The sequence below is a fragment of the Allobosea sp. OK403 genome, from assembly GCF_900113835.1.
Taxonomy (GTDB): Bacteria; Pseudomonadota; Alphaproteobacteria; order Rhizobiales; family Beijerinckiaceae; genus Allobosea.
This window is the reverse complement of record NZ_FOQV01000011.1, coordinates 103,017-124,695: the sequence shown is the minus strand read 5'-3', so window position 1 is coordinate 124,695 and position 21,679 is coordinate 103,017. Positions and strand designations below refer to the sequence as shown.

Annotated in this window: 20 protein-coding genes; 10 read left to right on the top strand and 10 right to left on the bottom strand. The window is 66.4% G+C overall.

Annotated elements, in window-relative coordinates; genetic code table 11:
- Positions 1-369: 369 nt before the first annotated feature.
- Genes BMZ97_RS25890 through scpA form a run of 5 tightly spaced genes read left to right on the top strand, consistent with a single transcriptional unit; the run spans position 370 to position 5,955 of the window.
- Entirely contained in the window at positions 370-2,322 is a 1,953-nt protein-coding gene (locus BMZ97_RS25890) for a methylmalonyl-CoA mutase subunit beta (RefSeq protein WP_092176714.1), read from the top strand.
- Positions 2,323-2,334: 12 nt separating this feature from the next.
- Positions 2,335-2,670, top strand: a complete 336-nt coding sequence (locus BMZ97_RS25885; protein WP_092176711.1) for a type II toxin-antitoxin system RelE/ParE family toxin — start codon at positions 2,335-2,337, stop codon at positions 2,668-2,670.
- Positions 2,667-2,948 (top strand): helix-turn-helix domain-containing protein, encoded by a 282-nt coding sequence (locus BMZ97_RS25880; protein ID WP_092176709.1) that lies wholly within the window; start codon positions 2,667-2,669, stop codon positions 2,946-2,948. The genes BMZ97_RS25885 and BMZ97_RS25880 overlap by 4 nt, the downstream gene beginning before the upstream one ends.
- A complete protein-coding gene (gene thiD / locus BMZ97_RS25875) occupies positions 2,945-3,778 on the top strand; it encodes a bifunctional hydroxymethylpyrimidine kinase/phosphomethylpyrimidine kinase (RefSeq protein WP_092176706.1) in 834 nt (277 codons plus the stop codon). The genes BMZ97_RS25880 and thiD overlap by 4 nt, the downstream gene beginning before the upstream one ends.
- Positions 3,775-5,955, top strand: a complete 2,181-nt coding sequence (scpA, locus tag BMZ97_RS25870) for a methylmalonyl-CoA mutase (protein ID WP_092176703.1) — start codon at positions 3,775-3,777, stop codon at positions 5,953-5,955. Before thiD ends, scpA begins: the two co-directional genes overlap by 4 nt.
- Before the next feature lie 40 nt (positions 5,956-5,995).
- Here scpA and BMZ97_RS25865 read toward each other — a convergent pair whose 3' ends face one another.
- The 6 genes from BMZ97_RS25865 to BMZ97_RS25840 all read right to left on the bottom strand — a co-directional run bounded on the left by BMZ97_RS25865 (position 5,996) and on the right by BMZ97_RS25840 (position 11,254).
- The gene (locus BMZ97_RS25865) at positions 5,996-6,358 is read right to left on the bottom strand and encodes a hypothetical protein (RefSeq protein WP_139221337.1); all 363 of its coding nucleotides are present in this window, start codon (positions 6,356-6,358) and stop codon (positions 5,996-5,998) included.
- Positions 6,359-6,459: 101 nt separating this feature from the next.
- Positions 6,460-6,714, bottom strand: a complete 255-nt coding sequence (locus tag BMZ97_RS25860; RefSeq protein WP_092176698.1) for a hypothetical protein — start codon at positions 6,712-6,714, stop codon at positions 6,460-6,462.
- Positions 6,715-6,968: 254 nt separating this feature from the next.
- On the bottom strand, positions 6,969-7,757 hold the full coding sequence (locus tag BMZ97_RS25855) for an ABC transporter permease (protein WP_092176695.1): 789 nt from the start codon (positions 7,755-7,757) through the stop codon (positions 6,969-6,971).
- A complete protein-coding gene (locus BMZ97_RS25850; protein WP_092176693.1) occupies positions 7,754-8,668 on the bottom strand; it encodes an ABC transporter permease in 915 nt (304 codons plus the stop codon). Before BMZ97_RS25850 ends, BMZ97_RS25855 begins: the two co-directional genes overlap by 4 nt.
- A gap of 334 nt (positions 8,669-9,002) precedes the next feature.
- Positions 9,003-10,157, bottom strand: a complete 1,155-nt coding sequence (locus BMZ97_RS25845; RefSeq protein ID WP_092176846.1) for an ABC transporter ATP-binding protein — start codon at positions 10,155-10,157, stop codon at positions 9,003-9,005.
- A 29-nt stretch (positions 10,158-10,186) separates the two neighbouring features.
- A complete protein-coding gene (locus BMZ97_RS25840; protein WP_244546599.1) occupies positions 10,187-11,254 on the bottom strand; it encodes a polyamine ABC transporter substrate-binding protein in 1,068 nt (355 codons plus the stop codon).
- A gap of 187 nt (positions 11,255-11,441) precedes the next feature.
- Here BMZ97_RS25840 and BMZ97_RS25835 point away from each other — a divergent pair, with 187 nt between their 5' ends.
- The 3 genes from BMZ97_RS25835 to BMZ97_RS25825 all read left to right on the top strand — a co-directional run bounded on the left by BMZ97_RS25835 (position 11,442) and on the right by BMZ97_RS25825 (position 14,283).
- Positions 11,442-12,179 (top strand): DUF3750 domain-containing protein, encoded by a 738-nt coding sequence (locus BMZ97_RS25835; protein ID WP_092176688.1) that lies wholly within the window; start codon positions 11,442-11,444, stop codon positions 12,177-12,179.
- Positions 12,180-12,488: 309 nt separating this feature from the next.
- Entirely contained in the window at positions 12,489-13,571 is a 1,083-nt protein-coding gene (locus BMZ97_RS25830; protein ID WP_092176685.1) for a hypothetical protein, read from the top strand.
- 25 nt (positions 13,572-13,596) lie between these two features.
- Entirely contained in the window at positions 13,597-14,283 is a 687-nt protein-coding gene (locus BMZ97_RS25825) for an SH3 domain-containing protein (protein WP_139221336.1), read from the top strand.
- Between the two features lie 185 nt (positions 14,284-14,468).
- Here the strand turns inward: BMZ97_RS25825 and BMZ97_RS25820 are convergent, their stop codons facing one another.
- The gene (locus tag BMZ97_RS25820) at positions 14,469-15,752 is read right to left on the bottom strand and encodes a cystathionine gamma-synthase family protein (RefSeq protein ID WP_092176680.1); all 1,284 of its coding nucleotides are present in this window, start codon (positions 15,750-15,752) and stop codon (positions 14,469-14,471) included.
- Positions 15,753-15,901: 149 nt separating this feature from the next.
- On the opposite strand from BMZ97_RS25820, the gene BMZ97_RS25815 reads away from it, so the two are divergent.
- Positions 15,902-16,360: an Lrp/AsnC family transcriptional regulator gene (locus tag BMZ97_RS25815; RefSeq protein ID WP_092176678.1), complete on the top strand. Its 459-nt coding sequence runs from the start codon at positions 15,902-15,904 to the stop codon at positions 16,358-16,360.
- Positions 16,361-16,485: 125 nt separating this feature from the next.
- On the opposite strand, the gene BMZ97_RS25810 is transcribed toward BMZ97_RS25815, so the two are convergent.
- The 3 genes from BMZ97_RS25810 to BMZ97_RS25800 form a co-directional block, all read right to left on the bottom strand.
- A complete protein-coding gene (locus BMZ97_RS25810; RefSeq protein ID WP_092176675.1) occupies positions 16,486-17,403 on the bottom strand; it encodes an alpha/beta hydrolase family protein in 918 nt (305 codons plus the stop codon).
- Between the two features lie 296 nt (positions 17,404-17,699).
- The gene (locus tag BMZ97_RS25805; RefSeq protein WP_092176673.1) at positions 17,700-18,707 is read right to left on the bottom strand and encodes an alpha/beta hydrolase; all 1,008 of its coding nucleotides are present in this window, start codon (positions 18,705-18,707) and stop codon (positions 17,700-17,702) included.
- 404 nt (positions 18,708-19,111) lie between these two features.
- Positions 19,112-20,263 carry an alpha/beta hydrolase gene (locus tag BMZ97_RS25800; protein WP_175525744.1) on the bottom strand — a complete coding sequence of 384 codons (1,152 nt, stop codon included), beginning with the start codon at positions 20,261-20,263 and terminating at the stop codon, positions 19,112-19,114.
- A gap of 153 nt (positions 20,264-20,416) precedes the next feature.
- Here BMZ97_RS25800 and meaB point away from each other — a divergent pair, with 153 nt between their 5' ends.
- Complete coding sequence (gene meaB / locus BMZ97_RS25795) at positions 20,417-21,424, top strand: methylmalonyl Co-A mutase-associated GTPase MeaB (protein ID WP_092176667.1); 1,008 nt, start codon at positions 20,417-20,419, stop codon at positions 21,422-21,424.
- Positions 21,425-21,679: the final 255 nt, after the last annotated feature.

Genomic DNA, 21,679 nt, shown 5'->3' with positions numbered 1-21,679 from the left:
AGCGGATATATTTCTCCGTCGGAGCCATCATCGCGACGACCAACTGCCGCGGTGCGTCAAAGCGTTACCCCTGGGCGTCGCCCGGATCCCAAACCAAACTGTCCTAAAGCTGACCTTCCCGGAGTCCGGAAGAGGCCAAGAACCGCCGACCCCTCAGGTCCCCGAGCTCACCCCGCCACCCCACTCCACCGCATTCACGCACGCTGTCTGCGACGAACTAGGCATGGCGGTGCGCCTCTCCCCATGGCAATCAGCGCTTCGCGATTGCACAATGGTGGGGCAGAGGGAGCACAAGCGCAGATGAACGCGGCCGCATCGCCAGACCTTCCCCTATCGTCAGATCTGCCTTCACTGTCAGACCTGCCTTTCATGAACGCCTTTCCGTCGCCCTCCCTGGAGCAATGGCGGGGCGCTGTCGACAAGGTCCTGAAGGGTGCGGATTTCGAGAAGCGGCTGGTCGGCCGCAGCGCCGACGGCATCCGCATCGAGCCGCTCTACGCCGCTGCCAGCCCGACGCAGCGACCGCTGCGGGCCGAGGCGGGCCGCTGGCATGTCGCGGCCCGTGTCGACCATCCCGAACCGGCGCAGGCGCAGGCGCTCGCCTTGGCCGACCTCGAAGGCGGTGCGGATTCGCTGGCACTGTCTTTCGTCGGCGCGCGCGCGGCGCGCGGCCACGGGCTCGTCGCGGGCGATGTCGCTGCGCTTGATGCAGCGCTTGACGGCGTCATGCTGGAGCTGATCCGCTTGCGGCTCGACCCGGCCCCGCAGGGCCGCGTCAATGCGCTCATGCTGGCGGCACTGTTCGAGAAACGCGGCATCGCGCCCGATAGCGGTACTGTCGATTTCGGGCTCGACCCGATCGGGCTGCTGGCGAGCGAAGGCGTCTTCGCCGCGTCCTGGCCCGAAATCGGCCGCCGGCTGGCGCAGACGATCCGGGCGCTGAGTGAGCGCGGTTTCAAGGGGCCGTTCCTCACCGCCGATGTCCGGCCTTATCACGAGGCCGGCGCGAGCGAGGCGCAGGAGCTCGGCGCTGCGCTCGCCACGGCGGTCACCTATCTGCGCGCGCTCGAAGCGCAAGGCATGGCGCTGGATGAGGCGCGCGACGCGATCTCCTTCGTCCTCGTCGCTGATACTGACGAGTTCATGACGATCGCAAAATTCCGCGCCGCCCGTCTGCTCTGGGAGCACGTGCAGACGGCCTGCGGGCTCGCACCAAAGCCGATGGTCCTGCATGCCGAGACCGCCTGGCGCTCGCTGACCATGCGTGACCCCTGGGTCAATATGCTGCGCGGCACGATCGCGACCTTCTCGGCCGGGATCGGCGGCGCGGATAGCCTTACCGTCCTGCCCTTCACGGCGGCACTCGGCCTGCCCGACGCTTTTGCCCGCCGCATCGCGCGCAACACCCAGCTCGTGCTACTCGAAGAGGCCAATCTCTGGCGCGTTGCCGACCCTGCAGCCGGCGCCGGCAGTTTCGAGAGCCTGACGCAGGCGCTCTGCGAGCAGGGCTGGAGCAAGTTCCAGGATCTGGAGCGCGAGGCCAAGGGCGGCCTGCCGGGCATCGTCTCGGCCTTGACGAACGGCCATGTTCAGGCCGGCCTTGCCCGCCAGAGAGAGGCGCGCGCCAAGGCGATCGCCACCCGCCGCGAGCCGATCACCGGCACGAGCGAATTCGCCAATCTGAAAGAGGCCCCCGTCAGCGTGCTCGATGTCGCGCCCGGCGCGCGCCGTGCAGCTCGCCCCTCCGCGACCAAGGCGAGCACCCAGGACCAGGGCGACCTCATCGCTCAACTGGCGCAAGGCGCAACACGCGACCAGGCATTGAGCGCGCCGGAGGATGCCTTGAGGGCAGAGCCCCTGCCCTCGCACCGCCTGGCCGAGGCGTTCGAGGCCCTGCGCGACAAGGCCGATGCCTTCAGCGAGCGCCCTACCGTCTTCCTGGCGACGCTGGGGCCGATCGCCGATTTCACGGCGCGTGCCGGCTTCGCCCGCAATCTGTTCGAAACCGGAGGGCTGGCGGCGCCCAGCGATGACGGCTTCGCCAAGGACGGCGCAACCGATCTTGCGGCCCTCCTTGCGGCCTATCAAGCTTCGGGCGCGCACCTCGCCTGCCTCTGCGGCTCGGATGACGGCTATGCGGCGGAGGCAACCGCAGCGGCCACGGCGCTCAAGCAAGCCGGCGCGACGATCTGGCTCGCCGGCCGGCCGGGCGAGAGCGCGGCCGCGCTCCAGGCAGCCGGCGTCAGCGCATTCATCTACGCCGGCTGCGATGTCGTGGCCTTGCTCGAAAGCGCGCTTGCCATCTCGGCATTGCCCGATTAGCGCTTTTTTGCTATGAACCTTGGACAGCAATGGGTGGTTCAAGCGTTGAACCACATTGTCGAACAGGAGCTCGCGGCTCTACCTCCCGATATCCGGGCGCGCTTTGCGCGCTTCACTCAAGTGATCCGGGAAGACGGCCTTCATGCCTTGCCGTTCGGATGGGTCAAGCCGCTGGGCGACAAACTTTGGGAGCTGCGGCTGACCGGTCGCGATGGCATTGCACGAGCAATCTATATCGCCGCGAGCGGGCGGCGCGTCGTTATCGTGCGGGCCTTCATCAAGAAAACCGAGAAGACGCCAAAACGCGAACTCGATCTGGCCCGCGAACGCGCGAAGGAGGTGACATGAGAGATATTCGCGAATGGGTCGCCGAACAAATGCAGGACCCCGAGTTCAAGCGCGAATATGACGCGCTCGAAGAGGAATTCGCCCTGCTGACCTCCTTGATCCGCGCCCGCACCAAGGCCGGGTTGACGCAGGAAGAGCTCGCCCAGCGCATGGGCACGACGCAATCCGTGATCGCGCGGCTCGAAAGCGGCCGGGGCAAGCCCTCGACCCGAACGCTGGAGCGCTACGCCCGGGCCACGGGCACCAAACTCAGGATCACATTGGAAGCCGCCGAGTGAGCACACCGCCCCCCATCGCCCTCACGATCGCCGGCTCCGATTCCAGCGGCGGCGCCGGCATCCAGGCCGATCTCAAGACCTTCGCGGCCCATCAGGTCTATGGCGCCAGCGTCATCGTCGCGCTGACCGCGCAGAACACGACAGGCGTCCGCGCGATCCACGCCGTGCCGGCCGATTTCGTCGCCCAGCAGCTCGATGCGGTGTTCGAGGATCTCGATGTCGCCGCCGTCAAGATCGGCATGCTGGCGACGGCGGAATTGATCGAAACCGTCGCTGCCGGCCTGATCCGCCACAAGGCCCGCAACATCGTGCTCGACCCGGTGATGGTCGCGGCGTCGGGCGCGAAACTGCTGCAGGACAACGCCGTCGACGCGATCCGCCGCCATCTCTTCCCGCTGGCGACGCTGATCACGCCGAACCTGCCCGAGGCCGCCACACTGCTGCACACCGGCATCGCCGAGACCGAGGCGGCGATCGACGAGCAGGCCGGCAAGCTCGCCGCGCTTGGAGCCGCGAACGTCCTGATCAAGGGCGGGCATGGCGCGGGCGACGTCAGCAGCGACCTCTTGCTGCTCTCCGGCGGCGCGCGCCAGCGCTTCAACGCGCCGCGCCTGGCGACGCGCAACACCCATGGCACGGGCTGCACCTTGTCATCGGCGATCGCGGCGGGCCTCGCCAAGGGGCTCGCTTTGCCCGAGGCCGTCGGCCAGGCGAAGAGCTATATCTCGGCGGCTATCGCCGCCGCCGATCAGGTTCAGGTTGGCCACGGCCACGGACCGGTGCATCATTTCCACCATTGGTGGGATCAATCCGACGGGAGACAGCCATGACCGCGATCCCAGAGACCGCGATCCCGGATTTCACGACGCTGGCCTTCACTGAGGCCGCCGCCTCTCCAGCCGCCGCAGCCACGACCGGCGCTGACTGGCTGACGCCGGAGGGCATTCCGGTGAAGCCGGTCTACGGGCCGCAGGATCGCGACGGCCTGCCCTTCGTCGACACGCTTCCAGGCATCGCGCCTTATCTGCGCGGGCCGTATCCGACGATGTATGTCAACCAGCCCTGGACGATCCGGCAATATGCCGGCTTCTCCACGGCCGAGGATTCCAACGCCTTCTACCGGCGCAACCTCGCCGCCGGGCAGAAGGGCCTCTCGGTCGCCTTCGATCTCGCCACCCATCGCGGCTATGATTCAGACCATCCCCGCGTCGGCGGCGATGTCGGCATGGCCGGCGTCGCGATCGACTCGATCTACGACATGCGCACGCTGTTCTCCGGCATCCCGCTCGACCAGATGAGCGTGTCGATGACAATGAACGGCGCGGTCCTGCCGGTGCTGGCGCTCTATATCGTCGCGGCCGAGGAACAGGGCGTTCCGGCGGCCAAGCTTTCGGGGACCATCCAGAACGACATCCTCAAGGAGTTCATGGTCCGCAACACCTATATCTACCCGCCCACGCCCTCGATGCGGATCATCGGCGACATCTTCTCCTATACGTCGCAGAACATGCCGAAGTTCAATTCGATCTCGATCTCCGGCTATCACATGCAGGAGGCGGGAGCGACGCAGGATCTCGAGCTCGCCTACACGCTCGCCGACGGCGTCGAATATATCCGCGCCGGCCAGCGCGCCGGGCTTGGCGTCGATGTCTTCGCGCCGCGGCTGTCCTTCTTCTGGGCCATCGGCATGAACTTCTTCATGGAGGTGGCGAAGCTGCGCGCCGGCCGCCTGATCTGGGCGAAGCTGGTCAAGGATTTCGGCGCGCAGAGCGAAAAATCCCTGCCGCTTCGCACCCATTGCCAGACCTCGGGCTGGTCTCTGACGGCGCAGGACGTCTTCAACAATGTGCCGCGCACCGTGATCGAGGCGATGGCGGCAACCCAGGGCCACACCCAGTCGCTGCACACCAATGCGCTCGACGAGGCGCTGGCGCTGCCGACCGACTTCTCCGCCCGCATCGCCCGCAACACCCAGATCCTGCTGCAGCAGGAGAGCGGCACGAGCCGCATCATCGACCCCTGGGGCGGCTCCTATTATGTCGAGCGCCTCACGGCCGAGCTTGCTGCGAAAGCCTGGGCGCATATCCAGGAGGTCGAGGCGCTCGGCGGCATGGCCAAGGCGATCGAGGCCGGCATCCCGAAGCTGCGCATCGAGGAGGCCGCCGCCAAGACGCAGGCGCGCATCGATGGCGGCCAGCAGGCGATCATCGGCGTCAACATGTTCAAGCCTGAGAACGAGGCCATGATCGACGTGCTCAAGGTCGACAATGCCTCGGTGCGCAAGCAGCAGCTCGACAAGCTCCGCCGGCTCAAGGCCGAGCGCGTCGAGGCCGACGTTCAGGCTGCCCTGACCGCGCTGACCAATGGCGCCAGGGGCGACGCCAATTTGCTCGACCTTGCGGTCAAGGCGGCGCGGGCGAAAGCCACCGTCGGCGAGATCTCGATGGCGATGGAGCAGGTTTTCGGGCGCCACCGCGCCGAAATCAAATCGATCTCGGGCGTCTACAAGCGGGAGGTCGGCACCATGAACCCAGCCGTGACGCGCGTGCAGATGATGACTGAAGCCTTCGAGGAGGCCGATGGCCGCCGGCCGCGCATCCTCGTCGCCAAGATGGGGCAGGACGGGCATGACCGCGGCCAGAAGGTCATCGCCTCGGCCTTCGCCGATCTCGGATTCGACGTCGATATCGGGCCGCTCTTCGCCACCCCCGACGAGGCGGCGCGCCAGGCGGTCGAGAACGACGTCCACATCGTCGGCGTCTCCTCGCTCGCGGCGGGGCATCTCACCCTGGTGCCGGAGCTGAAAAGCGCGCTCGCCAAGGCCGGCAGGCCCGACATCATGATCGTCGTCGGCGGTGTGATCCCGTCGCAGGATTTCGAGGCGCTGTACGAGGCCGGCGCGAGCGCGATCTTCCCGCCGGGAACAGTGATCGCCGACGCGGCCGAGAAGCTGCTCGACAATCTCAATCAGCGGCTGGGCTACGCGCAAAAATCAGCCGCCGAGTAATCCCGGCGGCTGGACATCGGTCGCGAAGTCGGGCGAGCGGTCAGTTATGCCCGTCCGTTCCCTGCCCCCTGGGAGAGGTCTCGTAAGTCTGCCCGCCCGGCAATTGGCCGCCCGGCGGCGTGTAGAAGCTACGCCCGTTCGGCAGAACCCCGGCGCGGCCGAGCCCGTTGGGACCGGCAGGCACGTTGTAACCTCGCCCATAGGCTGGCCGCTGCGGGCGATAGGCGCGTTCGCGATAATGACGGCGCTGGCCGTAATAGGGGCGATCATAGTCGCGCCACTGAGCCTGAGCCGAACTCGGCGCAGCCACGCCGCCCAGGCCGACGAAGCCTACGCCGAGAACCAGCGTCGTCGCGGCTGCGATGAGGGTCTTGCGGATCATGATCGTGGTCCTCGTTTCCATCATAGAAACCTCCCGCTCAGCTCTTTTGTTCCATTTGGCGAAACATGCCGCAACCATGCCAAGCGGCAGGCGCAAGCGCGCCTGCCGCCTGATGCCTTGCGTCAGCGCCAGCCGTAACCATAGGGCGGCGGCGGTGCGCGGAAGCCTTGACCTTCATATTGATGGCGCCAATGGCGCCGGCCCCAAAAGCCGTAAACGACGGGCGGCGCCGGGCGCCAACCATACTCCGCACGTTCGTAGCCGCGCTCATAGCGACCATCGAAGGCGCTCGCGGATGTGATCGGCGCGAAGCTCGCAACAGCCAGCGCCGCAGCGCCAATGGCGAGGGTGGAGAGGCCGGCGAATGTACGGAACATGGTCCCTGTCCTGTCTGACGGCGAAGGACACTCCCTCGCCTGACACGGACAGTCGCATGTCAGGGCTGAACGGGACTTGAGGCCGCCATTCACCTGCTATTTATCCGCGTTGGCAATCTGGAGTTCTTTCCATTCACGCTGACCCGTCATTGCGAGCGCAGCGAAGCAATCCAGGGAGGCGTGGAGCAAGCCCTTCTGGATTGCTTCGTCGCTTTGCTCCTCGCAATGACGTTTCAAGTCGCGTGGGAAACGCCCTACCCCCCGGCCATCCGCTCGCGCTTCAGCAGGAGCGAGGCTGCGACCACGGCAATGGCGACCGCGCCAATCATCAAGGTGCAGGCGGCGTTGATCTCGGGGGAAACGCCGAGCCGCACCGCCGAATAAAGCCGCATCGGCAGGGTCGTCGCGCCCGGCCCGGTGGTGAAGCTCGCGATCACGAGGTCGTCGAGCGAAAGCGTGAAGGCGAGCATCCAGGCCGCCGCGACCGCCGGCCAGATCAAGGGCAAGGTCACGGTCCAGAAGGTTATCAGCGGCGTCGCGCCCAGATCCTGCGCCGCCTCCTCGAGCGAGCGATCGAAACCGACGAGCCGCGCCTGGATGACGATGCAGGCGAAGCCGAGGCTGAAGGTCGCGTGGGCGATCGTCACGGTCCAGAAGCCGCGCTCGACATCGGCCGCGACGAAGAGCAGGAGCAGGGACAGCCCGGTGATGACCTCCGGCATGACCAGCGGCGCCAGCACCATGCCGGAGAACAGGGTCCGGCCGCTGAACCGGCCATGGCGCGCCAGCGCCAGCGCCGCAAGCGTGCCCAGCACTGTGGCCAGCGTCGCCGAGACGCAGGCCAGTCGCAGGCTCAGCCAGGCGGCGTCGAGCAGCGGCTGATTATGCATGAGCGCGCCATACCAATGCGTCGAGAACCCGCCCCAGACGGTGACGAGACGCGAGGCATTGAAGGAATAGGCGATGAGCGCCAGGATCGGCAGATAGAGGAAGGCGAAACCGACGACGAGCGCCAGGATGAGGCCGGGCCCGAGCCGTTTCATGCCGCCCCTTCCCGCGCCAGGCGCGCGCGCTGGAGCAGCGCCAGCGGCAGGACCAGCAGGACGAGGAGCACGACCGCCACCGCCGAGGCAAGCGGCCAGTCGCGGTTGGAGAAGAACTCCGTCCACAAAGCCTTGCCGATCATGATGGTGTCGGGCCCGCCCAGCAGATCGGGAATGACGAATTCGCCGACCGCCGGAATGAAGACGAGCGCGCAGCCGGCGAGCACGCCGGGGATGGAGAGCGGCAAGGTCACGGTCAGGAAGGCCATCCACGGCCTGGCGCCGAGATCGGCGGCGGCCTCGAGCAGGGAGCGATCGAGCTTTTCAAGCGCGGCAAACAGCGGCAGCACCATGAAGGGCAGATAGGAATAGACCATGCCGATCAGCACGGCGGCCTCGGTGTTCAGGAGCCTGAGCGGCTCCTGCGTGAGGCCAAGGCCGATCAACGCCGCATCCAGCAAGCCATCGGGCCGCAGGATGCCGATCCAGGCGTAGACGCGGATCAGGAAGGAGGTCCAGAACGGCAGGATGACGAGAACGAGCAAGGCGCCTCGCCAGCTTTTGGGAGCGGACGCCATCGCATAGGCAAGCGGATAGCCGATGGCGAGCGCAAGTAAGGTCGTCAGGCCGGCGATGCGCAAGGAATAGAGATAGCTCTGCCAGTAGAGCGCGTCATCGGCGAGCAGGCGGAAATTGTCGAGATCGAGCGCCGCCAGAAACTCTCCGATCGCGGCAAAATTTGCGACATCAAGGCTTGCGAAATGCGGTGCATAAGGCGGCAGCGCCGTATCGGCATGCGAGAACGCCATGCGCAGCACGATGGCGAAGGGCACAAGGAAAAAGGCGAGCAGCCAGAGATAGGGCACCGCGACGACAAGGCGGGCGCGCAGCGGGCGGGAGACGGCGCTCATGACACCAGCCCCTCTCTACAGCCCCCATGCGCTGCTTGCCGCGGAACGCGCGGGGAACCCTCTCCCGTAGGGAGAGGGCAGGGTGAGGGGTCGGCCGTTGGACGCTTTGGCTGTGTCCCAACCGCCGCTCCATCGTCATTGCGAGCGCAGCGAAGCAATCCAAAAGGTCTCGCTCTACGTCCCCTGGATTGCTTCGCGGAGCTCGCAATGACGGCAAGACCGTCACGCCACCGGTCTAGGGGCCGACACCTCACCCCTGCCCCTCTCCTTACAGGAGAGGGGTTCCCCGCGCGCTTGCCGGTAAAGTTGCGCGTCGAAAAACGCATAGAAATGCTCATTGCGCCAGCGCCAGCCCGGCTTCGACGTCCCAGGACAGCCAGACCGCATCGTCCCAGGCGAAGGGCCGCTCGATCCGCCTTGTGCGGTTGGCCAGCGCGACCTTCAACAGCGTGCCGCCTTCGCCGCCGACCATGACCTGGATCATGGTGACGTCGCCGAGATAGCCGATGTCCCAGATCTCGCCCCTGACCTTGTTGAGGCCCTGCGCCGGTTCGTCATGGCTGAGCGCGATCTTCTCCGGCCGCAAGCCGACGAGCAGCGCCTCGCCCGGCGCAAAGCGGGGCGCATCCTCATCCAGTTCGAGCAGGCCAGCGACCGCGCTCTCGACCCTGACGAGATCGCCCTCGACGGCTGAGACGCGCCCCTCCAGGATATTGATGTCGCCGACGAACTCGGCGACGTAGCGATTGACCGGAGCCTCGTAGATCACATCCGGCGGCCCGATCTGGACCAGACGGCCATGGTCCATCACCGCCATGCGGTCGGCCATCGTCATCGCCTCGTCCTGATCATGAGTGACGACCATGAAGGCCGTGCCGAGCGTGCTCTGCAGATCCATCAATTCGAACTGCGTCGCCTCGCGCAGTTTGCGGTCGAGCGCCGCCATGGGCTCATCGAGCAGCAGGAGTTTGGGCCGCTTGGCGAGCGAACGGGCGAGGGCTACGCGCTGGCGTTGCCCGCCGGAGAGCTGGTCGGGCCGGCGCGCGCCGAGCCCTTCGAGCTTCACCAGCGCCAGCATCTCGGTGACGCGGCGGGCGATCTCGGGCTTGGCCAGGCCCTCACGCTTCAGCCCATAGCCGATATTCTCGGCAACGCTGAGATGCGGGAACAGCGCATAGGACTGGAACATCATGTTGACCGGGCGCAGATGCGGCGGGACAGTGGTGATGTCGACGCCGTCGAGCAGGATCTCGCCGGAATCGGGCCGCTCGAACCCCGCCAGCATCCGCATCAATGTGGTCTTGCCGCAGCCGGAGGGGCCGAGCAGGGCAAAGAACTCGCGCGGATAGAGCGAGAGCGACAAGCCATCGACCGCCGTCACCGCGCCGAAGCGCTTGGTGACATTGCGGAACTCGACCAGCGGGCGCGCCTGCGGGTCGTTCCAGGGCTGGAAGGCGCGGCGCACGCTGCCGGGCGAGGCCTTGCGCATGAGAGCCGCCCCCTGCCCCATCGCCCCGCTCACTTGCCCGTCTTGACGCGGGTCCAGAGCCGGTTGACCAGCTTTTGCGACTTCTGGTCGTAGGGCGTGATCGTATAGAGCCGTGCCATCACGGCCTCCGACGGATAGATGCCGGGATTGCCGCGCACCGAGGCCGAGAGCAAAGGCTGCGAGGCGAGGTTGCCATTGGCGTATTGGATGAAGTCGGAGTTCTTCGCCGCCATGGCGGGGCGATTGACGAAATCGATGAAGGCCAGCGCCGCCTCGGGATTGCCGGCGTCCTTGGGGATGACGAAGGAATCGAACCACATCAGCGCGCCCTCCTTCGGAATGGCATAGGCGATCTCGACCTTGTTCTTGGCCTCCTCGGCCCGCTTCTTGGCCTGCAGCACGTCGCCAGAATAGCCGACGGCGAGGCAGATATCGCCGTTGGCGAGGGCGTTGATGTATTCCGAGGAGTGGAACTTCTGGATGTGCGGCCGGATCTTGCGCAGCAATTCGCCGGCCTTGTTGAGGTCGGCTTCGACCTTGGAATCCGGGTTCAATCCGAGATAGCGCAGGGCTGCGGGAAACATCTCCTCGACGGCATCCAGCACATGCACGCCGCAATTGGAGAGCTTCTTGAGCTGCTCGGGCTCGAAGATGATCTTCCAGCTGTCGATCACGGCGTCAGGCCCGAGCCGCTCCTTGATCTTGGCGACGTTGTAGCCGATGCCGGTGGTGCCCCACATATAATCGACGGCATATGTGTTGCCGGGATCATATTTGGCGAGCCGCCCTTGGATCTCCGGCCAGGCGTTCTTGAGGTTGGGAACCTTGCTGGCGTCGATCGGCGCATAGAGCCCGAGCGGGATGTGGCGCGGCAGGAAAGAGGCCGTGACCACGATCAGGTCATAACCGGTCTTGCCGGCGAGCAGCTTGGTCTCGACCGTCTCCATCTGGTCGAAGGTGTCGTAGACGACGGTGATCCCGGTCTCCTTCTTGAAGGCGTCGAGCACTTCGGGATCGACATAATCGGACCAGTTATAGATCCGCAGCTCCTTGTTCTGAGCCAGCGCAGCCTGCCCGGCCAGCAGCGCAAGCCCCATCGCCGCGCCCACGAGAACTCCCTTCGCCCAACCACACGCCGTCATCGAAAGCCTACTCCCCCTTGTCGCAACCGCCGCGAAGCTAGCAGCTTGCTCGCGCGCCTCAAGTCATTGTGATCGCGGCACGACGCGCAGTCGTCGCGCCCGCGACCTTGCGATGCAACATGGCGGCCACATATCCTGCCGCATGCATCACCTGCGCCGCTTCCTCACGTTTTTCGCGATCCTGTTCCTGCTGCCGCTGGCAACCCATGCCGCATGGTGGTCTCTGCAGGCCAATGCCAGCGACTGGCGTGGGGCCGACTGGTCGAGCGCGAGGCTCCTGCCTACTGCCGCGAGCGAGCCGGAGGCGGTGGTGCATGTCTTCGCCGCCCGTGTCGGGCGCTGGCGCGGCATCTTCGCGCATCACTCCTGGATCGTGGTGAAGGAGAAGGGCGCCGCCGCCTACACCCGCTTCGACGTCGTCGGCTGGGGCACGCCGGTGCGCATCAACCTGCGCGAGGCCGATGGCCGCTGGTTCGGCAACGCTCCCGAACCGGTCGCCGAAATCCGGGGCGAGCAGGCGCAAGCACTGATCCCGCGCATCCGCGCCGCCGTCGCCGATTACGCCTATCCCGCGCCGGGCAGCTATCTCGCCTGGCCCGGCCCGAACTCGAACAGCTTCGTCCAGCATGTGCTGGCCGAGGTGCCGGACCTCGCGCAAGCCCTGCCGCCGACGGCGATCGGCAAGGATTGGCGCGATGAGGGGCTCTTCGCCGGGCTCACCCCAAGCCGCACCGGCGTGCAGGCCTCGCTTTATGGCCTCGCCGGCGTGACGCTGGGCTGGGTCGAAGGCGTCGAGCTCAACCTGCTCGGCCTCGTCGCCGGCCTCGACCTGCGCCACCCCGCCCTCAAGCTGCCGGGCTGGGGGCGAGTCGGCTTCTAGGACCATGCTCGGAAACACCGCGTCATTCCGGGGCTACGCGAAGCGGAGAGCCCGGAACCCAGAACCGACGGAACTGGCAATCAGGCGTCGACATCAGCAGCGCTCATGTCGTCACCACCTGCGGTTCTGGGTTCCGGGCTCGCCCCTACGGGGCGCCCCGGAATGACGCGATGTTTCCGAGCATGAACAGCATGATCTCGGCACGCCGCTGTCGACACGCTTGCACAGCCCTATGACGCATGGTTAGCTCCGGCCCGTTGCCAACCGAAGCTGCCTGGCTCCAAGGGCCTGCCATGACGGAGCGATTGCATGCCGTGGCCTGATCTGACGATCGGCGGGCGCGATCAGCCCTCCTGGATCATCACGCCGCGTGCCGATGCGCGGGCGCATCTGGCGGTCGTCTCGAACCAGCCCGTCGTCGCGGACCAGCCCGTGGTCAATGAACATCGCCCGCCTGACTGGCTGATGGAAAGACCGCTCGATTTCGCGGCTTTCGGCCGGCAGTTGAACAAGGCCTTGTCCAGCCAAGCGCGCCTTGATGTCGAGGCCTGGCTGGCGCTGGTCGAGACCGTACCCTGGCCGCTGCAAGACTATGTCTGGCGGGCCGCTGAGACCCGCCTGGGCAAGGCGGCCAAGGCCGCGCTGCGCAGGCCCAACAACCGGGTGCTATGGGAGCAGATCGAGGCGGTGCGGCTGTGCAGGCCCGATGGCGGCAAGCTCTATTTTCAGACGCCGAAGCAGGAATTCGACGCCTACGCCGCCGTGTTCCGGCGTTTCGCCAGCCCCATGGCGTGCATGTACTTCATGGGCGGCATGGTCTCGCTTTTGTCCCTGCGCAATGAAAGCAGCACGCTCGCGCATCACGGCGAGGGCTCCTATGACGACAGGCTCGTCGTCCTGCGCAGGATCGGATCGACAGGGATGGCGACGCTCTTCCCGATCTGCACCGAGCCCGGCGCCCAGTATTCGCAACGCGCCTCCAACCGGCAGGACCGGCGCTATGGCGGCGTGCATTTCAGCAAGACCGACGGCGAAGACGTCAACAACGACAAGATCAAGGATCTCGGCCGGCTGATCGAGGGCACCTATCACTATTACGAGAAACCGGGGGGGCATGTCGGCGCCCGCGCCTTCCAGACCAGGATCACCCAGGTCGTCGAGCGCGACACCGATGGCGACGGGCGCTTCACCACGGCCGACCCCAACCGGATCGACGCCAGGAAGGCCGGCACCTCGATGTTTATCCACCAGGGCGGCAAGGACAGCGTGCTCGAGCCCGACACCTGGTCCGCCGGCTGCCAGACCATCCCGACGAACCGCTACAAGGCGTTCCTGGCGACGGTCGGAAGGCCGCCTTCGCTGTTCTACGTGCTCGTCAACGCGGCGCGCTGAGGCCATGCCCGCCGAGGCCATGCCCATGCTGCCGGCCCGAAAGCGCTTTCCGATGCTGCTCGCGGCCATCATCGCCTCGGCCTGGTCGGTCGCGGCCGCCTGCGCCCAGGAGCGCCCGATCGAGGCTCCCCCGGGCGAAACCGCCTGTGCGATCGGCGCCTTCGTCACCGAGACCGATCCCGCTGGCCTCAATGTCCGCTCGGGGCCGGGGACGGGCTTCGGCATCGTCGGGCGGCTGCCGCCCGTGACGCTCAGCAAGGAGATCGATGGGCTCTCCGTCATGGTCGAGGTCGAGATCACGGCTAGCGCCAAGGGCTGGTTCCGCATCCGCAACGCCCGCGACAACACGAAGCTGACCGGCGCGCGCGGGCGGGCGATGTATGGCGGGCGGGGCTGGGTCAGCGGCCAGAAGCTGACCGTCAAGACGCAAAGCCCGGCCGGCCGGGCCCTGCCAAGTGAGAAGGCCGCCATCGTTCTCAGTACTGAGGCCGGGCTGACGCTCGACAATGACGGCTTGCGGGCGGTGGGACGGCTGATCGGCTGCCAGGGCAAATGGGCCCTGGTCGAGTTCGGTCCCCTGCCCGCCGGCGACGCCCTGGGGCAGCGGCTCGATATCGCGCCGGCCGCGCAGAGCGGGCTGCCGCCGGGCCACTTCCGGGCTTGGCTCAACCAGATCTGCGCGATTCAGGAAACCAGCTGCAGCGGGTTCTAGAACGCAATGACTTGACCCTCCACCGTCATTCCGGGGCAGGCCTGAGCCCGGAACCCAGAACCCAGAACCCAGAACCGATGGAGTTGGGATTCAGGCCTCGTCATCGGTAGCGCCTATCTCGTCACAACCTGCGGTTCTGGGTTCCGGGCTCGACCCTATGGGTCGCCCCGGAATGACGGCGCGCCTCAGACCGCCTCCAGCGCCTGCGCCAGATCCGAGATCAAATCCTCGATGTTCTCGATGCCGACCGAGATGCGGATCAGCGCATCGGTCAGACCGATCTCCTCGCGCAACTCCTTCGCCACGCCCGAATGCGTCATCGCGGCGGGATGCGACACAAGCGTCTCGGTGCCGCCGAGCGAGACCGCGAGCTTCATGATCTGCAGGTTGTCGAGCAGCGCGAAGGCCTCTTTCTCGCCGCCCTTGACATCGAAGGCGAAGGTCGAGCCGGCGGCGGTGCATTGCCGGTCGAACACCGCCTTGCGCGGGTCGCCATCCCGGAGATCGCCGAGGTAGTGCACCTTGGCCACCTTCGGGTGGCTGGAGAGATACTCCGCCACCAGCTTGGCGTTCTCATTGGCGCGGCTCATGCGGATGTCGAGCGTCTCCAGCGAGCGCATCAGCATCCAGCAGGAGTTCGGGTCGAGCTGCGTGCCGAGCGAACCGCGCCAGCTCTTGACCTGCCGCACCAGCGCGTCCGAGCCGCTGATCGAGCCGCCGACGAGATCGCTGTGGCCGCCGACATATTTGGTCAGCGAGAGCAGCGAGAGATCGGCGCCCTGCTTCAAGGGCTTCTGGTATTTCGGGCCGAGCATGGTGTTGTCGACCACGACCGGCGGGCGATGCCCCTGGGACTTCTCCAGCTCGTCGGCGATCATGGCGCAGGCGGCGAGATCGACCAGCCCATTGGTCGGGTTCGCCGGCGTCTCGACCAGGATCATGCCGACGCGGCCCTTGGCGGCCGCGGCCTTGGCGGTTTCGCGCATCTGCGCGATGTCGAGACCATCGGTGAAGCCGAAGGGCGTGACGCCGAAGGCGCCCATCTGGTTCTTCAGCAGCGTCTCGGTGCCGCCATAGAGCGGGCGCGAGTGGATGACGGTGTCGCCGGGGCGCAGGAAGGCGAAGCAGGTCGTGGCGATCGCGGCCATGCCGCTGGCGAAGACGGCGCATTTCTCCGCCTCGTCCCAGATCGCCAGGCGATCCTCGAGGATCTCCATATTGGGGTGGTTGAAGCGCGAATAGACCAGGCCGGGCTTTTCGCCGGGCTTGGGCCGGCGCCGGCCGGAGGTAAAGTCGAAGAAATCCTTGCCCTGCTGGGCGTTCTCGAAAACGAAGGTCGAGGTCAGGAAGATCGGCGGCTTGAGCGAGCCTTCCGACATCGCCGGCGAATAGCCGAAGCCCATCATCAGCGTCTCCGGATGGAGCTTGCGGTTGGCGATCCGGTCCTTGTGATAGCTGTCTTCGCTCATCGATAATGTCCTCCGCGGCGGCACGGTTCGCCCATGGCTCGTGAGCGTCAGGTTACGCCTTTCGCCACGGCATTGCATGACCGATCATCATTGCCGTAAAGGCCCTTAGTGCAGCTTTCTGCCAATGATGAGCCGAACAGGAGCAGACCATGCTCGATTCCATCGATCGCCGTATCCTCGCCGTGCTGCAGGAGGATGGCCGCATCACCAATCAGGAGCTGTCGGAGAAGGTCGGGCTTTCGCCGACGCCCTGCCTACGCCGGTTGAAGCGGCTGGAGGAGACCGGCGTCGTCAAGGGCTATGCCGCGATCGTCGATGCAAAAGCCTATGGCCTGCCCTTCAGCGTCTTCGTCTCGGTGCGCCTGTCGCAGCAGACGCAGGAGAACATCTCCGAGTTCGAGAAGGCGGTCGAAAGCTGGAGCGAGGTCACCGAATGCTATCTGATGACCGGCAGCCAGGACTACCACCTGCGCGTCCTGACCGATGGCATCGAGGGCTATGAGCGCTTCCTGAAGCAGAAGGTTACGCGCCTGAAATGCATCCAGTCGGTCGAATCCAATTTCGCGCTGGCCGTGATCAAGAAGCGCAACGGCCTGCCGCCGCTTTAGGGGCCACAGCAAACCACGCCGTCATTGCGAGGAGCGAAGCGACGAAGCAATCCAGAGCGGCAGAGCTCGACGTCCCCTGGATTGCTTCGCTGCGCTCGCAATGACGGCGCGGACGGTCTTGCCCCCTAGTTCCCTCCGAAGAGCGCCGCCGCCGCGGCGCTCGCCATCTTCTTCTGTTCATGGGCGACACCGGGCACGGTGATCTCGCGCCAGCGGCTCGCGACGCCAAGCCGTTTCGCCTCGGCTGCGGCGACCGCGACGAAGTTCTGGCCGCGCGTGAAGCGGTTGGGGCCCTGCGCCTCCGCGCCCTTGCTCGTGTTCAACTGGGGATGGTTGGGGTCGATATCCTTGTCTCCCAGCATGATCAGCAGCGGCTTGGCGAAGGCGGCCTTGAGATTGGCGTCCGTCGCCGGCGTGCCGTCGAGCGAATAGGGAAAGCTGAACCCGCCCGCCGCATCCTTGCCGACAGGCAAGGTATAATAGCCGGCATTGGCCGAGATCGCGGTCGAGAAGCGCGCATCGGGCATCAGCATCACCATGCGGTGGACGAACTGCGCCCCGGCTGAATGGCCGAAGAGCACATAGGTCGAGCCCGAAACGCGGCCGCTCTTCAGGCCTGCGTCGAAGAAGCGCTCGATCACCGCATAGAGCCATTTCGAGCGGTCGGGCTCATTGCGGACGCCGCCTTGCTGGAACAGCCGGGTCGGGAAGCGGTCCTTGTCGAAATGCGGCGCCGCAATCAGCAGGCCATGGCGGTCGGCCGCCTCGATCCAGTAGTCGCGCGTATTGGCGGCGTTACGCCCGAGGCCGTGCACCGCGATGACGAGGGGACATGGCTTGCTGGCGCAGGCCTGCGGAACATAGGTCTCGATATTAATCGTTTCGCTGCCCGCGGGCGAAACGTCTTCGTAAAGCACATGGCCGCTGCCGACCTCCTGGAACGGCGTCAGGTCATGCGCCGCCACGGGCGTGGCAAAGGATGCGGCAAGAGGCGTAGAAAGACAGGCGGCCAGCATCGCCGCCATCGTCGAGAGCTTGATCATCGTCAGTGCCTTGAAGCATCGCCCGACACGATCCTGCGCTGGGAGGCGATAACGGGCAAGTGCGATGACTCATCTTGACGGCCTTCAGCACTGAGCGATGGCGTTATTCTCGCCCGTCATTCCGGGGCAGGCCGCAGGCCTGAACCCGGAACCCAGAACCGATGCGTGTGGTCATGAAGCGAGCCGGCGACCCGCACCTTCCCAAGCAGCGGCATCGGTTCTGGGTTCCGGGCTCGATCCTTCGGATCGCCCCGGAATGACGGGGGAGGCTCCGCCATAAGCCGGTCTCAAAACCCTCAGGCGCCCACGCGCTCCATCGCCCGGCGCACCACCAGCGTGACCTCATTGTCGGAGAGGAAGAGGTCGTGGCGCAGCATGCTCCAGCCGCGCCCCGAGGTATCGGCGACGCGCACGCCCAGCGCCTCAAGCCGCGCGCGCTCGGCCGCGCCGGCGCGGGCGACGCCGCCGGCGATGCGGGCGGAGACGGCGAGCGCCCGGTCGCCCGGGTCGATGATCAATGTCATCCGCTGCGCCAGCGGGCCGAGCTTCGAGACCGTCTGCTCGAAAGCGTCGATATCGATATCGGGCGAGGCGAAGATGACGGCGCCGATGCGCGAGGAGACGTCGGTCTCGGTGCGCAATTCGCGCAGCGCCTCCAGCGTCAGGAAGGTGCCCATCGAATGCGCGACGATATGGATGCGCCCGACGGTCGGGTTGTTGACCAGGGCCCGCAGCGCCTGGACGAAACCGTCACGCGACCAGAGCGCGCTCTCGCGATCATAGCCATAGTCGAGCAGCGCGCCGCCGGACGGCCAGCTGAACAGGGCCGTGCGGCCCTGGAATTCGAGCGCGTGCGAAAGCTGCGCCGCGCTGCGTGCCGCGGATTCGAAGGTCTCGTTGTAGCCATGCACGTAAAGCAGCACGTCGCGGCCGTTGACGGCCTCGGCGAAGCTGCGGGCCGCCCCCGTCGAGGTCCGCCGATCGAGGCCGAGCACGGCCCAGTCGCCATTGACGACGGAGGAGACCCGGCCGGCAATGCCGCGCCCGGGCGGGGAGAGCTGCGCCTCGGCGAAGGTCAGGGTCCCGCGCTCCGGTCCGAAGAAGGGCTGGCCGCTGCCGGTCGGCTTGCGCGTGGTCACCACCAGGAGCGTCGGCTCCTTGCCGAGCGCCGAAGCGTCCGCGCGCGTCGGCTCGGAAAATGGTGAGACGGCGGCTTCGGTCTGCGCGCAGGCTGCCAGGGTCGTGGACAGCAGCGCCAGCAGCAGGGAGCGTCGGCAAAGGGAAGCGTGCCGCGAATCTGGCATGGGTGAAGACGATCCAAAGGGTCCGGAGGTGGCCGACTTGGCCAGCATCGGCTTAACGCCACGCTAACGCGGCCAGATTGCGGCGTCTTCGAGGCCGATTAGGAGTTGGAGGCTGATTGAGATTTCGAGCCCTCGTCCTGGCGAGCCTAGCCCGGATGGGGCCAATGATTTCAATGGCTCTGCCTTGACCACCTACACGCCGTCATTCCGGACGCAGCGAAGCGGAGATCCGGAATCCATCGTAGAGCTCCGGTGGCCTCCGATGGATTCCGGATCGGCGCCGCTGACGCGGCTTGTCCGGAATGACGGCGCGGGTGACGGCTAGCGAAGGGAAACCGTTGATAACGCTTGCCTCATGCCAAGCCAGGCTCCTCAGGATGAGGACAGGATTATCGAACGCTCGCTCAGCGGGCGATGATGGCGCCGGGCGCGGTGACCACCAGCTCGACGGTCGAGCCGACCGCGCCGACCACCCCACCGGCGATGTCGCCGAGCTTGTCGCCCAAGCGTGGGCCGGCGATGGCGATGCCCTTGTCGGCCTCGAGGCGGCGGCCGATCAATTGCACGATCTTGGGCGAGGATGCGAATTTGGCGTGGTTCAGGCGGTCATCCGTCGAAATCTCCGACAGGTCGATGATGCGCGCACCGAGCTTCTCCAGCTCGGAGACGATTTCGGTATCCTTGGCCGAGATCGCTCCCAGCCGCGTCTTGTCGCCGGCGAAGCGCCTGGAGAAGGCGAGCGCCCGGTCGTCGGCCGAGACGAAGACCGTCACCGGCCGCTTGATCTGGCGCATCTGCGTCTTGAACACGTCGAGATCGACATCGGGCGCGGCGAGGATGATGTCGCGCAGCTTGCCGCCGAAGCCGCCATCGCCACGAATCGCGGCCTGCCGCACCGCCTCCAGCGTCAGGAAGGTGCCCATCGAATGGGCCAGGATGTCGATGCGCGTGGTGCCGAGATCGCGTGAGATGGCGTGAAGGTTCGCCTCCAGGAAATCGCGCGAATAGAAGGCGCTCTCGCGATCATAGGGGTATTGCAGCAACTGCCCGCGCGAGGGCCAGGTGAACAGCACCGGCACGCCCTTGAAGCCGGAATCATAGATGATCTGGGCGAAGCGATAGGCCGCATCGGCGAAATTGGTGTTGTAGCCGTGCACGAAGACCAGCACGTCGCGCTCCGAGGCCGGGCGGCGCTGGATCTCGCGCTTCACCTCGGCGACGATCGGCGGCAGGTCGAGACGGTCGACATCGACGACGGCAAAATGCTTGGCCGGGTCGGCGGCGGCGCCGATATCAGGCAGTTCGAGGTCGCCGGTCTTGTGCGTGCGCGGCACGGTGATGTCGAGCTTGGCGAAGGCCAGCTTCGGGCTGCGCTCGCCATTGAAATATTGCGGCAGATCGGCCGCCTCGCGCGTGGTGGCGACGAAGATGCGCACCTTGCCGGCGGCATCGCCCTGCTTCTCCGACGCCGTCAGCAGCAAGCTCCGCTGCTCGCCGCCGCAGGCCGACAGCACCAGCGCGGCCGACAGCACCAGCGCAACCCAACGAAACCGCAACACCGCATCCACCATATCGAAGTGCTCTCACCGAAGCGGCCGATGATCAAGAGGTATCCATGACACAGTGACGACGGGAGCGATGCCTTGTCGCGCAAACCTTGCCATGCCCAAGCCTTGTCGCCCATGCCCAAGCCTTGTTAGCTCAGCGCCATGAGCGATGCTTCCTCCTCCGCCACCGTCTCCTCCGCGTCCGTCCCGGCGCTTGGCGACGCGATCCTCGCCGGTGAGCGGGCGGCGCTGGCGCGCGCCATCACCTTGGTGGAATCACGCCGGGCCGATCACCGGCAGCAGGCGCAGGCGCTGATCCAGCAGCTCCTGCCCAAGGCGGGCAAAGCGATCCGCGTCGGCATCACCGGCGTGCCGGGCGTCGGCAAATCGACCACGATCGACGCACTCGGCAGTTATCTCACCGCCAAAGGCCACAAGGTCGCGGTGCTGGCGGTCGATCCATCCTCGACCCGCACCGGCGGCTCGATCCTCGGCGACAAGACCCGGATGGCGCGGCTCGCGGTCGACCCGCGCGCCTATATCCGCCCCTCCCCCTCCTCGGGCACGCTCGGGGGCGTCGCGGCCAAGACGCGCGAGACCATGCTGCTCTGCGAGGCGGCCGGCTTCGACGTCATCCTGGTCGAGACCGTCGGCGTCGGGCAGTCGGAGACGGCGGTCGCCGATCTCACCGATTTCTTCCTGGTGCTGATGCTGCCCAATGCCGGCGACGAATTGCAAGGCATCAAGAAGGGCATCATCGAGCTCGCCGACATGATCGCGGTCAACAAGGCCGATGGCGCGGGCTCCACCGCAGCGCGGACGGCGGCCGCGCAATACCAGGCGGCACTGCATATCCTCGCCCCCGCCTCGCCGCTCTGGTCGCCCCCCGTCATCACCATCTCCGGCCTGACCGGCGACGGGCTCGAAGCGCTCTGGAGCAAGGTCGAGGCGCATCGCGCCCGGCACGAGGCGAATGGGCTGATCGCCGAGAAGCGCCGCCGCCAGGATGTGAAGTGGATGTGGGCTATGGTGCAGGACCGGTTGCAGGCAAAACTGCGCCACGACCCAGCCCTGAAGGCGCGCACGCCGGAGCTGGAGGCGGCGGTGGCAGGGGGCAGGCTCGCGCCGACGCTCGCAGCCGAAGAGATCGCGCGGGCGCTCGGGCTGTGAGAGCGTGCCTGGAGCTTGATGATTTTCATCGGAAACACGCGTCATTCCGGGGCTTCGCCCTCGGGTCCGACCTTTGGTCGGCCCAAGGATAAACTCCGCGAAGAGCCCGGAACCCAGAACCATTGCCGCTGCCGAACGAAGCTGCCCGGTCGCGTGCGCTTTCTTTTCCACCTGCGGTTCTGGGTTCCAGGCTCAGGCCTGCGGCCTGCCCCGGAATGACGGTGGTGGTTCCAGCGTGCTCTCAAGCCCGGCCAC